Source organism: Inhella sp. (assembly GCF_027532025.1).
Taxonomy (GTDB): Bacteria; Pseudomonadota; Gammaproteobacteria; order Burkholderiales; family Burkholderiaceae_C; genus Inhella.
This window is the reverse complement of the sequence record NZ_JAPZSY010000068.1, coordinates 19,278-32,396: the sequence shown is the minus strand read 5'-3', so window position 1 is coordinate 32,396 and position 13,119 is coordinate 19,278. Positions and strand designations below refer to the sequence as shown.

The following is a 13,119-nucleotide window of genomic DNA, read 5'->3' as shown; positions in this document are numbered from 1 at the left end:
GACTGGCCTGGCCGTGTATGCCGCCGCCCTGACTCGGCCGACGCTCGGATCGCCTCAGGGCTCGGCAACTTGATCACCGCCCAATCCCCCGCCACTTCAACACCGCCTGTTCGGGTGGAACTGGATTTTGCAAGTCCGACTCAGTACCAACGCATTTTCTTGAAGAAATAGAGCAGGCCGCCGGCGATCGACAACATCACCAGCCAGAGCGCGAAGTAAAAACCCTGGAAATGCAGCTCCGGCATGTCCGGAATATTCATGCCGTACACACCCACGATGAAGGTCAAGGGCATGAATATGGAGGTGACGATGGCGAGCCGCTCCATGATTCGATTCATGTGGTTCGACGATCGTGTCATTTCCAAACTCAGCGCCGCTGCATACACCTGGTAAGCCGACGACGTGTGCTGGCGAATCTCTTCCACCTCCAGCAACAACCGGCCCAAGCGGTTGACGGACTGGCCCAGTTGAGAGCGGTTGGCCGCTCCCAGAAAGGCCTCCGGGCAGGCAATCAAAAGTCGGCGCTGGTCGCGGTAGACCTTGTTGAACGAGTGACGCAACTGCGTGACCAACTTCTTGAACCGCAAGATCTCCGACAACATTTGCCCCGATGTGTTGTGCAAGGAGTCCTGCTCGAATTGGTCGATTTCGTTTTGCCAATCCTCCAGCACCGGCTTGTAATCCTCGATCAATTCATCGAACAACAAAGGCAGCACAGCGCTGGGTCCCTTGCAAAGCACTTCAGCGCCCCGCGCCTCCATCGTGGCAAAAACATGGCCCACCATGCGCGACAAAGTGGGCGGGTGCAAGGTGATCAAAACACCACCCGTCAAAATTCCGCACAGATTCCGGCTCGAACAACGCTCGGTTTCAAAGTGATAGAAAACCCGCTCCGTGCGGAACAAGACGCAGTTTTGAAAATACAGGTGCGGGTTTCCGTAGCCTGCAAAGTGCTCGGTGATCAGTTGCGGGGACAGGTGCAGCCACTGGCCCAGCAACGCGAACACTGCCGGGTCCGGGTCTTCCACATCCAGCCAAAGTCCTTCATCCGCCTTCCAAGGCTGGCCGACCATGGCCTGCAGCACGGACGGATGGAAGCCATCCAGCACGCCACCATGCTGGACCTTCCCGCCCGTCAAGCTCGATGACTGAATCTTCATGACCCTCCCTTCATGGGCGACCCGCCCCGAGGCGCCGCCGCGCCAACGCCAGCTTCGTGGGATTGTGCGGAGCGCAACGCCGAGCGCTCGCCATCTTTTCACGTTGGTTCGGGCTTTACAGGTCGCCTGTCGCCAACGGGGTTCAGGGCACCGTGGCTCATCCCCTTCAGAGATCGACACATCGGCGAGAGGCCCCAGGGTGAAGAGGTGCAGGCCTTTCAGGGCGGCGGAAGCGGTGCCCCCTTCCACCCCACAATGGCGCCGAACTCACCGAACCAGCCCGCCCCATGTTGCGTCCCCCGACGGCCCGCCCGCCCGCCCCTCGCCGGCCCACTTGGCGCTCAGTCGCCTCGCTGCTGGCGGCCACGCTCTGGCTGACCGGCTGCCAAAAGTCAGCCGAGGTGCCGGCGGCCTTGCCCGCCGCGTCGGCGCAGCAAGACGCCACGGCCACCGCGCAGTTGCGCGGGCAGGCCGATGCCCTGCTGTCCCTGCACCGCCAGATCATCGTGCTGATGGACGGCGAAGCCGCCTTGGCGCCCGCCCAGCGCCGCGAAGTGCAGGCCCTGGGGCAACAGCTGTTTCATGAGCTGCTGCAGCGCCAGCAAGCGCTGGCCGAGGCGGCACTGAAGCCCGAGGCGCTGGAAGCCACCGCCGCGCTGCTGACGCGCATCGAAAGCGAGCCCAGCTGGTTCGACGCCGACCGGCTGGCCTTCAAAGAAGTGCTGGAGCAATTGGCCACGGGGCTGAGGGCCGCGCAGACGCTGGACGGCATCAAGCTCGCGCGTCGAGCGCAGGAAGACATCGACACCTTGGGCGAGGTGCAAAAGGCCTACGAGCAAGAACTGAAGGAGGTTTTCGGGGGCTTTGCCAAGCGCAGCATCGAACTCAAGCGCGAAAAGTGGAGCGACTACGTCGCCAAGCTGAAAGCCCTGCACACGCGCGAGGCGGTGCTCCAGCAGCACAGCGCCCAGCGTCCAGCCGCGGCCGATCTGGCGCCCGAACCCCTGACCGCCAGCGCCCCAAGCCCATCCAACGGCCTGCGGGGTGGCGCCGTCAAAGAGCGTGAGGTCTTCGGCGACAAGCTGCCGCCCAAGACCGTGCTGCTGACCTTTGACGACGGGCCCCACGCCCGCTACACCGACGAGATTCTGGACATCCTCAAGCGCTACCAAGCGCCTGCGGTGTTCTTCCAACTCGGCCAGAACCTGGGCAAGGTGGGCGCCGACGGTCGGCCCGTTCCGGGCCAAGGCAGCGCGGTGGCCAAGCGCGTGCTGGCGGCTGGGCACCAAATCGCCAACCACAGCTTCACCCACGGGCTGATGAGCAAGTTCGAGCTCGTCAAGGTCAAGGAAGAGGCCGCCAACACCGAGGCGCTGCTGGATGCCGCCGGTCGCAACGGCGACGGGCTGTTCCGCTTCCCCTACGGAGCGCGCAACAGCGGGGCCCTGTCCACCATCGAGGCCCTGAAGCTGCGCTCGATGATGTGGAACGTGGACTCGCTGGACTGGAGCGATCCCATCCCCAAGAGCATCGCTGCGCGCGTGCTGGGCGAGTTGGACAAGCAGCAGCGCGGCATCGTGCTGTTCCACGACATCCACGCCCGAACCGTGCAGGCCCTGCCCCTTGTGCTGGACCAACTGGCCGCCGACGGTTGGCGCTTCGCCAGCTGGAAAGACGGCCAGTTCGTCGTCGCAGGCGACCGCCCAGCGCCCCCACCCCCGGCGCCCGGCGAGCTCTACCGCGAAAGCCATGCCCTGGTCATCGGCATCAACGGCTACACCGCCTGGCCCAAGCTCGCGCATGCCGTGCGGGACGCGCAAGCCATGCGCGAGGCCCTGGTCGCGCGCTTCGGCTTCAGGCCGGACAACGTGACCCTGCTGACCGATGCCGAGGCCACCCGCGCCAACATCCTGAAGGCCTTGAACGAACGTTTCGGCGACGCCAAGCGCGTGAAGCGCGACGACCGCGTGTTCGTCTTCTTCGCCGGCCACGGCAGCACGCGCCGCCTGCCCAGCGGCCGCGAAGTCGGCTACATCGTGCCGGTGGACGCCGGCCTCAACGACCTGCAGACCGACGCGATCGCCATGCCCCAGCTGCAGGAAGTGGCCGAGGCCATCACCGCCAAACACGCGCTGTTCATCATCGACGCCTGCTACTCCGGTCTGGGCCTGACGCGCGCCGGCAGCGTGGCCGCGGACAGCAACTTCGCCCGCACCAACGCCCGCCGCATCGGCCGCCAAATGATGACCGCCGGTGGCGCCGACCAGCAGGTGGCCGACGACGGCCCGGGCGGTCACTCGGTCTTCACCTGGACGCTGCTGCAAGCGCTGAATGGCAAGGCCGACCTGAACGGCGACGGCCTCATCACCGCCACCGAGCTGGCCGCCTACGTGGCCCCCGCGGTGGCCGCCATCGCGCGGCAAACGCCCGCCTTTGGCAGCCTGCCGGGCAGCGAGGGCGGCGAGTTCGTTTTCGAGCTGCCGCTGCTCAGCGAGCCGGCGCTCAGCGGCGCCGTGGCCCAGCTGGACGACCAGGCCAGCCAACTGGCCGCCAAGCTGGACGAAGCCAGCACCGCCGGCCGCCAGGCCAGCCCGGCCGGCAGCGGCAGCGGCGCCGTGCAGGTCACCATCAAGGGCCTGGACGGCAAAGACCAAGCCCTGGCCGCCACCACCGCCCGCGTCGACCCCGGCGCCCGCGTGGCCGCCCAGCGCGCCAACGACCGCGGCCTGCAGCTCTACCGCGAGCGCCGCTACGACGAGGCCCAAGCCGCATTCAAGGAATCGCTGCAACTGCAGCCCCAGTTCGCCCTGGCCGCCAACAACCTCGGCTTCGTCCTGTACCGCCGCGGCCAGTTCGCCGAGGCCGCGGGCTGGTTCGAGAGGGCCGTTGAGATGGACGCCAGCCGCTCGCTGGCATGGCTCAACCTCGGCGACGCGCGCCTGCAAGCAGGCGACGAGGCCAAAGCCCAAGCGGCTTACAAAACCTTTCTGGCGCTGGCACCCAAACACGCGCGGGTGGCGGAGCTGCAAGCTTGGATGGCCAACCCGTCGGACGCCACGCGCCCCAAGGCGCTGTGAGCGGGGCAGCGGCCCGCACGCGCCACCCAACGGCCGCTCGGGTTCAACCCGGGGTGAGTTCCGGCAGGTGCCGCGGGCACCCTTAGGCTGCGAAGCACAACCACCCCCGTGGCGCCCGCCCGCCCACGCACGACCATGAGGCCTTCCCTCCGCCCCCTGCGCGCCCTGCACCGCACGGCGCTGGCCGCTTCCCTGCTGGCCGCCTCCTTCGCCCTGTCGGCCCAGCCAGCCCCGGCGACCCCCCTGCGCTCGGGCATCGACCGCAGCGGCATGGACCCCGCCGTGCGCGTGCAGGACGACCTGTTCCGCGCCGTGAACGGCGGCTGGCTGGCCCAGACGCCGATCCCGGCGGACAAGGCGGAGTACGGCACCTTCGTGCAGCTGTCGGACCAGAGCGACCGCCACATCAAGGCCATCGTGGAGCGCCTGGCGCGTACGCCGCAGGCCAAGGCCAGCGTGGCCGAGAAGGTGGCCCACTTCTACAAGGCCTACACCGACACTGCCGGCATCGACCGCGCCGGCCTCGCGCCCCTGCGCCCCCTGCTGGCCGAGGTGGAGCGACTGCAAACGCGCACCGACTTGTCGCGCTACCTGGGTCAAGTGCAGGGGGTGCTGAACACGCCCATCGGCCTGGGGGTGATGGCCGACTTCAAAGAGCCCGGCATCAACCGCCCGCTGACCTGGCAAGGCGGCCTGGGGCTGCCCGACCGCGACTACTACCTGAAGGCCGATGACGAGCGCTACGCCAAGGCGCTGAAGGACTACCGCGCCTACCTGGTCAAGATCGCCACCCTGGCGGGGATGAAGAACCCCGCCCAGGCGGCCGACGACACCTTGGCGCTGGAGCGCCAAATCGCCGCGGCGCATTGGGACAAGGTGGACAACCGCGACATGGTGAAGCTCTACAACCCGCACACGCCGGAATCGGTGGCGGCACTGGCGCCCGGTCTGGATTGGCCGGCGTTCCTGCAAGCCGCGGGCCTGGGCGGCACGCCCAAGCTGTCGGTGTCGCAGCCCAGCACCACCACGGCCGTGGCCCAGATGGTGGCCGAAGCGCCGATGGCGCAGTGGCGCCACTACCTGCAGCTGCGCTGGATCGACGCCACGGCCGACACCCTGCCCAAGGCCTTCCGGGATGCGAACTTCGGCTTCCATGGCACCGCGCTGAAGGGGACCACCGAGCCCAAGCCGCGTTGGCAGGCCGGCATCGAGCAGGTCAATGGCGCGCTGGGCGAGGCCCTGGGCCAGCTCTACGTGGCCGAACACTTTCCGCCCGCGGCCAAGCAGCGCATGGTCACCTTGGTGCGCAACCTGCTGGCTGCTTACGGCGACAGCCTGGACGGCCTGACCTGGATGGGCCCCGAAACCAAGGCCCGCGCCCGCGCCAAGCTGGCCAGCTACCAAATCAAGATCGGTTACCCCGAAAAATGGCGCGACTACGGCGCGCTGCTGGTGAAACCAGGGGACGCGCTGGGCAATGGCCTGCGCGCCGCGCGCTTTGAGTGGGCGCGCCAAGTGGCCAAGGCGGGCCAGCCGGTGGACAAGACCGAGTGGGGCATGACGCCACAAACGGTGAACGCTTACTACAACCCCTTGGCCAACGAGATCGTGTTCCCCGCGGCCATCCTGCGCCCGCCCTTCTTCGACATGCAGGCCGACGACGCCGCCAACTACGGCGCCATCGGCGCGGTGATCGGGCACGAGATCAGCCACGGCTTCGACGACCAGGGCAGCCAGTTCGACGCTGACGGCGCCTTGCGCAACTGGTGGACCGACGCCGACCGCGAGGCCTTCAACCGCCTGGGCGAGCAGCTGGTGGCCCAGTACGAGAGCTACGAGCCGCTGCCGGGCAAGAAGCTCAACGGCCGGCTCACGCTGGGCGAGAACATCGCCGACCTGTCGGGCCTGCAAATCGCCCACAAGGCCTACGTGAAGAGCCTGGGCGGCCAGCCAGCGCCGCTGATCGACGGGCTGACGGGCGAGCAGCGCTTCTTTTACGGCTGGGCGCAGGCCTGGCGCGAAAAGGCGCGCGAAAACCGCATCCTGCAGCTGCTGACCACCGACCCGCACTCGCCCCCGGTGTTCCGCGCCAACGGCGCCGCCATCAACCACGACGGCTTCCACGAGGCCTTCGGCACCCGGGAAGGCGACGGCATGCACAAACCGCCGGCGCAGCGCATCAAGATCTGGTGAGCTTGCCGCGACGCGCGATCAGGCTTCGGGAAACGTCCAGCGGTCCAGGCGCACCCAGTCGGCCAGGGGCAGGCGGTCGTTGGGCGTTTCGCGCTCGCGCAATTCGGCGCTCAGCGGGGCTTGGGGGTCCGGGCGGCCCAGGGCGATGACGCAGTCGATGCGCGCATGCTCGCCCAGGCCGATGGCGGCACCCACGGTGGCCGCGTCAAAGCCGCCCATGGCGTGCGCCGCCAAGCCCTGGGCCTGGGCCTGCAGGGCCAGGCTCATCCAGGCAGCGCCAGCGTCGAAAGCGCTGGCGCCCAAGGGCTTGCGCTCGCCGCGCTTGAGGGACGAGGTCAGGCTGCAGGCCACCAGCAGCGCGCCGGCGCGATGCGCCCACACGCGGTTGCCCTCGGCCAAGCCGGCCCACACGGCTTGAAAGGCGGGCGTGCCGTTGAGGGTGACGACATAGCGCCACGGTTGGCTGTTGCCGCTGCTGGGGGCCCAGCGGGCGGCCTCCAGGCAGCGCAGCACCTCGGACTCGGGCAGGGGCTGGCCGTCAAAGCCGCGGGGGCTCCATCGGGAGAGAAACTGAGGCTCGATGGCGTGGGTGGGGGTGCGAGGGTTCATGGGGCCCATTCTTGACGAGGCTCGGGCGTAGAGTCGCGGCCCGATGTTGGACACCCCTCTCGACACCCTGCTGGTCATCGCGGCTTCTTGGCTGGCCGGCTGCATCGACGCCATCGCCGGCGGCGGCGGCCTGGTGCTGGTGCCGGCGCTGTTCACCGCCTACCCGGGCACGCCGCCGGCCACACTGTTTGGCACGAACAAGGGCGCAGCCATCTGGGGCACGGCCCTGGCCGCTTGGCGCTATGCGCGACGGGTCGATCTGCGCTGGCAGGCCTTGGTGCCCGCCATCGCCTGCGCGCTGGCGGGCAGCGGCCTGGGGGCTTGGGCGGTCACGCACATCGACGCCACGCGCCTGCGAGTGGCGCTGCCGCTGGTGTTGCTGGCGGTGCTGGTCTACACCCTGGCCAAGAAGGACTTGGGCCACACCCACGCCCCGCGCTGGGCCGGACGGCACGAGGCCCTGGTGGCCAGCGCCATCGGTCTGGGCATCGGCTTTTACGACGGGCTGTTCGGCCCCGGTACCGGCAGCTTCTTCGTCTTCTTGCTGGTGCGCGTGCTGGGCTACGACTTCCTGCACGCCAGCGCCAGCGCCAAACTCTTGAACACGGCCACCAATGCCGCAGCGCTGACGCTCTTTGCCGCCACCGGTCACCTGTGGTGGGGCCTGGCTGCGGCCATGGCGGTGGCGAACATGCTGGGCTCGGTGCTGGGCACGCACCTCGCGCTGACGCGTGGCGCGGGCTTCGTGCGGACGGTCTTTCTGGGGGTGGTGGGGGCCCTCATCCTGCGCACGGGTTGGGATGCCTGGACGCTGCTCGCGCTGTAGCATCGCAACAACCGCGTCCTGAAGAGGCTCCAGCCATGTCCGTCGATCCCGAACTGCGCAACCTCGACATTGAAATCCCTGCCCAACCCGAGGTGCTCGTCAAGCTCTCGGTGCTGATGGCGGAAGACGAAATCGACTTGCTGGCGGTTTCGGCCCTGGTCGAAGGCGACATGGCCCTGGCCGCCGCGGTGCTCAAGGCCGTCAACACCTCGCTGTACGGTTTGCGTGGCCGCGTGCAAACCGTGCACCAGGCCCTGACCTACCTCGGCATGCGCGAGGTCTCGGCCATCGCCTTCGAGATGAGTTTGCGCGCCGCCTTCCCGCCGGCCGCCGAACTGGGCCCGGTGTGGGACCGAGCGGCCAAGCGCGGTTTGATGATGGGCCGCATGGGCCAGATGCTGGGCGTGGACCCTTGGGCCTCGCATTCGGCCGGCCTGTTCGAAGAATGCGGCAAGGCCGTGCTGTACCGCCATGCGCCTCAGCACTACCCGGCGATGTTGCGCGCGGTGAGCACCGATGGCGAACTGGCCGGTTTGGAGCACAGCGCCTTTGGCGTGAGCCACGACGCCCTGGGCGCCGCCTTGTGCGAAAGCTGGGGCCTGGCGCCGGCGGCCGTGGCCAGCGTGCGCCACCACATCCTGGTGCAAGCCAGCGGCAACCTGCCCGAGGCCCTGCAGCGCCGGGGCGTGGCGGCCATTTCGGGCTTTGCCCACGCCCTCATGGCCCTGCCTCAGCCGGACATCGAGCCGCGTATCCAGCAGCTCTGCCACCAAGCCCAAATTGACGAAGCCGCCGCCCTGCGCGCCGCTCGCCGCGTCCAAGAGCAAATGGAAAACGCCGCCGCCAACGCCTGAGCGGCGCGCCTGTCATGCCCCTGCTGATGGCCCTGACCACGGTGGCCACCCAGGCCCAAGCGCAGGACCTGGCCCGGGCTTTGGTGGAGGCAAGGCTGGCCGCTTGCGTGCAGCTGCACGCCATCGAGTCCATCTACCGTTGGCAGGGCGCCGTGCAGCAGGAGCCCGAGTGGCGCTTGCTGATCAAGACCACCCTCGAGGCCTGGCCCGCGCTGCGAGCCGCCGTGCTTGCCCGCCATCCTTACGACACCCCCGCCCTGCTGGCCTGGCCGGCTGAGCACGCCAGTGACGCCTTCGCGGCCTGGGTGAACACCGAGGTGGGGCCCGCTTCCTAGAATCGCCCCCTTTTGCAAGCCCGGGCATCGCCATGGACGCCGAAGACTTCAAGACGATGCTGCCGCAGCACCTGCTGCCCAAACGCCTGCTCACCGAACTGGCGGGCGCCTTCGCCCGCCGCCAGGGCGGCGCGCTGACGCAAACCGCCATCCGCCGCTTCATCGCCCGCTACGGCGTGAACATGGCCGAGGCCGCGAACCCGGACCCCGCCAGCTACGCCAGCTTCAACGACTTCTTCACCCGCCCCCTCAAGGACGGCGCCCGCCCGCTGGCCGACGCGACCTGGATTTGCCCCGTGGACGGCGCCATCAGCGCCTTCGGCCCGGTGAAGAAGGACCAGGTCTACCAGGCCAAGGGCCACGGCTACAGCACGCGCACCCTGGTGGGCGGCGACGCCGGCCTGGCCGCGCAGTTTGACGACGGCCACTTCGCCACCCTCTACCTGAGCCCCAAGGACTACCACCGCATCCACATGCCCTGTGCCGGCACGCTGCGCGAAATGATCTGGGTGCCCGGCAGCCTGTACTCGGTGAACCCGGCCACGGCCAAGGCCCTGCCGGGCCTGTTCGCCAAGAACGAGCGCGTGGTCTGCGTGTTCGACACCGCGCACGGGCCCTTCGTGCTGGTGCTGGTGGGCGCCACCATCGTGGGCAGCATGGCCACCACCTGGCATGGCGTGGTGAACCCGCCGCGTTTGAAGGACGTGAAGCGCTGGACTTACGAGAACCAAAGCATCACCTTGCAGCAAGGCCAAGAGATGGGCCGCTTCCTGCTGGGCTCCACCGTGGTGATGCTGTGGCCGAAGCACGAAAACGGCCCGATGCAGTTCAACCCCGACTGGGCGCCCGCGCGCCCGATTCGCCTCGGCGAAGCCATGGCCACGATTTGAGTTTGAGCATGAGCACTCGCGTCCTCACCGGCATCACCACCACCGGCACCCTGCACCTGGGCAACTACGTCGGCGCGCTGCGCCCGGCGATCGCCGCCTCTCAAGCACCGGACGTGGAGAGCTTCTTCTTCATGGCCGACTACCACGCGCTGATCAAGTGCGACGACCCCGACCGCGTCGAGGCCAGCCGCATGCAGATCGCCGCCACCTGGCTGGCCGCCGGCCTGGACACGCAGCGCGCCCTGCTGTTCCGCCAAAGCGACGTGCCCGAGGTGTGTGAGCTGACCTGGCTGCTGACCTGCGTCACCGCCAAGGGCCAGATGAACCGCGCGCACGCCTACAAGGCCGCCGTGGACGCGGCCGTGGCCGCGGGCGAGGAGCCCGACTCGAACGTGACGATGGGCCTGTACAGCTACCCCATCCTGATGGCGGCCGACATCCTGCTCTACAACGCGCACCGCGTGCCCGTGGGCAAGGACCAGGTGCAGCACATCGAGATGGCGCGCGACGTGGCGCAGCGCTTCAACCATCTGTATGGACAAGACTTCTTCGTGCTGCCCGAGGCCGAGGTCGAGGCCGAGATGGAACTGCTGCCCGGCCTGGACGGCCGCAAGATGAGCAAGAGCTACGACAACGTCGTGCCCCTGTTCGAAGGCGGCGCCGAGGCGCTGCGCAGCGCGGTGGCCAAGATCGTGACCGACTCGCGCGGCCCCGGCGAGCCCAAGGAGCCCGAGGGCACGGCGCTGATCCAGATCTTCGACGCCTTCGCCACGCCCACGGAGCGCGCGCAAATGCGCGCCGAGCTGCGCGCCGGCCTGGCCTGGGGCGAGGCCAAGCAGCGCCTGGTGGCGCAGATCGAGAAAGAGCTCGGCCCCATGCGCGCCCGCTACGCCGAGCTGATGGCCGACCCCGAGCGCATCGAATCCGAGCTGCAGCGCGGCGCCGAGCGCGCCCGCGCGATCGCGCGCCCGCTGCTGGCCCGCCTGCGCGAGGCCGTGGGCCTGCGCCGCAGCCGCGTGCTGCCGGGCCAGGCCGCCGCCGACGTCCCCAAGGCCGTGCCGCCGTTGGTCAAGCAATACCGCGAAGCCGACGGCCGTTTCCACGTCAAACTCACCCAGGGCGACGCCGTGCTGGCCCTGAGCCCCGGCTTTGAAAGCGGCCGAGAGGGCGCCCAATGGCTGACAGCCTTGAAACAAGGCGGGGCCGGGGCCGTTTCTCTGGCCGAAGCTGGCGACCCGGGGGCCTTGGAGGCTGCCCTGACCGCGCTGCGCCAGCAGGACGCCGAACGCGAGCGGGCCAAAGCCCGGAAAGCCTGAGCGCCCCCCTCGGGCTTGGCCCTGCATAACCCCTTTTTCCTCACGGGCATTCGTGGCAAAAGAGGGGCTCCCCTAGATCGCCCTCGGGCAAGCCCCGGGGGGGAACACTGCGGAATGCCCGCAAACTCGCGAATCCAAGCCGTCCATCACCAGAGCGATCCATGAGCACCGCCGTTCCTCCCGATCACCTTGCCCTGCAATCCCTCTACTACTGGGAAACCGCCAACCCGCAGCGCATCGCGTTGACGCAGCCCTTGGGCAACGGTCAGGTCAAGACCTACACCTGGGGCCAAGTGGCCGACGAAACCCGGCGCATGGCGGCCTACCTCAAGGCCCAGGGCTGGCCCGAAGGCAGCAAGGTGGCCATCCTGTCCAAGAACTGCGCTTGGTGGCTGATGAGCGACCTGGCCATCTGGATGGCCGGCTATGTCTCAGTGCCGCTCTACCCCACGCTGGCCGCCGGCACCATCACCCAAATCCTGGAGCACAGCGAAAGCAAGATGTGCTTCGTGGGCAAGCTCGACGGCTGGGAAAACATGAAGCCGGGCGTCCCGGCTGACATGCCCTGCATCTCGTACCAACTGAGCCCAGACGACGTCCGCGCCCGCTACCAAAGCTGGGACGAGGTGGTGGTCGACACCCAACCCCTGCGCGGCCAACCCGTGCGCGGCGCCGACGAACTGGCCACGCTGATCTACACCAGCGGCACCACGGGTGCGCCGAAGGGCGTGATGCACACCTTTGGCAGCTTCGCCTGGGCCCTGATGACCGGCCTGGGCCGTGTGCCCATGAACCAGAACGACCGCATGCTCAGCTACCTGCCGCTGGCCCACGTGGTCGAGCGTGTGCTGGTGGAGCACGGCTGGCTGCGCACCGGCATGCACATTTACTTTGCCGATTCGCTCGAAACTTTCACCGCCGACTTGAACCGGGCCAAGCCCACCATCTTCTTCAGCGTGCCGCGCCTGTGGGTCAAGTTCCAGCAAGGCATCCAAGCCAAGATGCCCCAGGCCAAGCTGGACAAGCTGCTGCGCATTCCGCTGCTGAACATCCTCATCCGCAAGAAGGTCCTCACGGCCCTGGGCCTGGACAAAGCCCGCTTCTGCGCTGGTGGCGCCGCCCCCATGCCGGCCGACCTGCTGAAGTGGTACCGCCGCTTGGGCCTGCCCATCATGGAAGGCTACGGCATGACCGAGAACTTGGCGGTCAGCCACATCACCCTGCCCGGCCACGACATGACCGGTACCGTGGGCCCCGCCTACGAGGGCGTGCAAGTGCGCATCGACAAGAAAACGGGCGAAGTGCAAATGAAGAGCGGCGCCGTGATGAAGGGCTACTACAAGGAGCCCGATCTCACCGCCGAGGCCTTCACGCACGACGGCTGGCTGCGCACCGGTGACAAGGGCGCCCACGACGAGCGCAAGTGCCTGAAGATCACCGGCCGCGTGAAGGACCTGTTCAAGACCAGCAAGGGCAAGTACGTGGCGCCCGCCCCCATCGAAGACAAGCTGGTGATGAACAACGCCCTGGAAGCCTGCGCGGTGGTGGGGGCCAACATGGGCCAACCGATCGGTTTGGCCATGCTCAGCGCCCATGGCGTGGAAGAAGCGAACAGCAACCCCGATGGCCTCAAGGCCGACTTGGCGACGCACATGGCCGCCATCAACGCCAAGCTCGACCCCCACGAGCAAATGGATTGCCTGGTGGTGTTCAAAGAGCCCTGGACGGTGGACAACGGCTTCGTGACCCCGACCTTCAAGGTCAAGCGCAACCGCGTGGACGAGGTGTACGGCAGTCAGTACGAGTCTTGGGCCGAAAGCCGCCAAAAGGTCATCATCGTTTGACCGACGGCGCCACGA

General features: G+C 68.1%; 10 protein-coding genes. 8 read left to right on the top strand and 2 right to left on the bottom strand.

Features of this window, described 5'->3' with window-relative positions:
• Window positions 1–140: 140 nt before the first annotated feature.
• Complete coding sequence (locus O9335_RS10160; protein WP_298387438.1) at window positions 141–1,160, bottom strand: CorA family divalent cation transporter; 1,020 nt, start codon at window positions 1,158–1,160, stop codon at window positions 141–143.
• A gap of 287 nt (window positions 1,161–1,447) precedes the next feature.
• On the opposite strand from O9335_RS10160, the gene O9335_RS10155 reads away from it, so the two are divergent.
• Entirely contained in the window at window positions 1,448–4,237 is a 2,790-nt protein-coding gene (locus O9335_RS10155) for a polysaccharide deacetylase family protein (protein ID WP_298387435.1), read from the top strand.
• A 135-nt stretch (window positions 4,238–4,372) separates the two neighbouring features.
• Window positions 4,373–6,430 carry a M13 family metallopeptidase gene (locus O9335_RS10150; RefSeq protein ID WP_298387432.1) on the top strand — a complete coding sequence of 686 codons (2,058 nt, stop codon included), beginning with the start codon at window positions 4,373–4,375 and terminating at the stop codon, window positions 6,428–6,430.
• An 18-nt stretch (window positions 6,431–6,448) separates the two neighbouring features.
• On the opposite strand, the gene O9335_RS10145 is transcribed toward O9335_RS10150, so the two are convergent.
• Window positions 6,449–7,039, bottom strand: a complete 591-nt coding sequence (locus tag O9335_RS10145; RefSeq protein ID WP_298387429.1) for a nitroreductase family protein — start codon at window positions 7,037–7,039, stop codon at window positions 6,449–6,451.
• A 43-nt stretch (window positions 7,040–7,082) separates the two neighbouring features.
• On the opposite strand from O9335_RS10145, the gene O9335_RS10140 reads away from it, so the two are divergent.
• The 6 genes from O9335_RS10140 to O9335_RS10115 all read left to right on the top strand — a co-directional run bounded on the left by O9335_RS10140 (window position 7,083) and on the right by O9335_RS10115 (window position 13,104).
• Window positions 7,083–7,865 carry a TSUP family transporter gene (locus tag O9335_RS10140; RefSeq protein WP_298387426.1) on the top strand — a complete coding sequence of 261 codons (783 nt, stop codon included), beginning with the start codon at window positions 7,083–7,085 and terminating at the stop codon, window positions 7,863–7,865.
• 35 nt (window positions 7,866–7,900) lie between these two features.
• The gene (locus tag O9335_RS10135; RefSeq protein WP_298387423.1) at window positions 7,901–8,719 is read left to right on the top strand and encodes an HDOD domain-containing protein; all 819 of its coding nucleotides are present in this window, start codon (window positions 7,901–7,903) and stop codon (window positions 8,717–8,719) included.
• Window positions 8,720–8,733: 14 nt separating this feature from the next.
• Complete coding sequence (gene cutA, locus O9335_RS10130) at window positions 8,734–9,054, top strand: divalent-cation tolerance protein CutA (RefSeq protein ID WP_298387420.1); 321 nt, start codon at window positions 8,734–8,736, stop codon at window positions 9,052–9,054.
• A gap of 32 nt (window positions 9,055–9,086) precedes the next feature.
• The gene (gene asd / locus O9335_RS10125; protein ID WP_298387417.1) at window positions 9,087–9,944 is read left to right on the top strand and encodes an archaetidylserine decarboxylase; all 858 of its coding nucleotides are present in this window, start codon (window positions 9,087–9,089) and stop codon (window positions 9,942–9,944) included.
• Window positions 9,945–9,952: 8 nt separating this feature from the next.
• On the top strand, window positions 9,953–11,260 hold the full coding sequence (locus O9335_RS10120) for a tryptophan--tRNA ligase (protein WP_298387415.1): 1,308 nt from the start codon (window positions 9,953–9,955) through the stop codon (window positions 11,258–11,260).
• A gap of 161 nt (window positions 11,261–11,421) precedes the next feature.
• Complete coding sequence (locus O9335_RS10115; protein ID WP_298387413.1) at window positions 11,422–13,104, top strand: AMP-binding protein; 1,683 nt, start codon at window positions 11,422–11,424, stop codon at window positions 13,102–13,104.
• Window positions 13,105–13,119 lie beyond the last annotated feature (15 nt).

What these genes read in the sequence shown, in the direction of transcription:
- O9335_RS10160 (WP_298387438.1), bottom strand. Translation starts at nt 1,160, where the DNA reads ATGAAGATTCAGTCATCGAGCTTGACGGGCGGGAAGGTCCAGCATGGT.
- O9335_RS10155 (WP_298387435.1), top strand. Translation starts at nt 1,448, where the DNA reads ATGTTGCGTCCCCCGACGGCCCGCCCGCCCGCCCCTCGCCGGCCCACT.
- O9335_RS10150 (WP_298387432.1), top strand. Translation starts at nt 4,373, where the DNA reads ATGAGGCCTTCCCTCCGCCCCCTGCGCGCCCTGCACCGCACGGCGCTG.
- O9335_RS10145 (WP_298387429.1), bottom strand. Translation starts at nt 7,039, where the DNA reads ATGAACCCTCGCACCCCCACCCACGCCATCGAGCCTCAGTTTCTCTCC.
- O9335_RS10140 (WP_298387426.1), top strand. Translation starts at nt 7,083, where the DNA reads ATGTTGGACACCCCTCTCGACACCCTGCTGGTCATCGCGGCTTCTTGG.
- O9335_RS10135 (WP_298387423.1), top strand. Translation starts at nt 7,901, where the DNA reads ATGTCCGTCGATCCCGAACTGCGCAACCTCGACATTGAAATCCCTGCC.
- cutA (WP_298387420.1), top strand. Translation starts at nt 8,734, where the DNA reads ATGCCCCTGCTGATGGCCCTGACCACGGTGGCCACCCAGGCCCAAGCG.
- asd (WP_298387417.1), top strand. Translation starts at nt 9,087, where the DNA reads ATGGACGCCGAAGACTTCAAGACGATGCTGCCGCAGCACCTGCTGCCC.
- O9335_RS10120 (WP_298387415.1), top strand. Translation starts at nt 9,953, where the DNA reads ATGAGCACTCGCGTCCTCACCGGCATCACCACCACCGGCACCCTGCAC.
- O9335_RS10115 (WP_298387413.1), top strand. Translation starts at nt 11,422, where the DNA reads ATGAGCACCGCCGTTCCTCCCGATCACCTTGCCCTGCAATCCCTCTAC.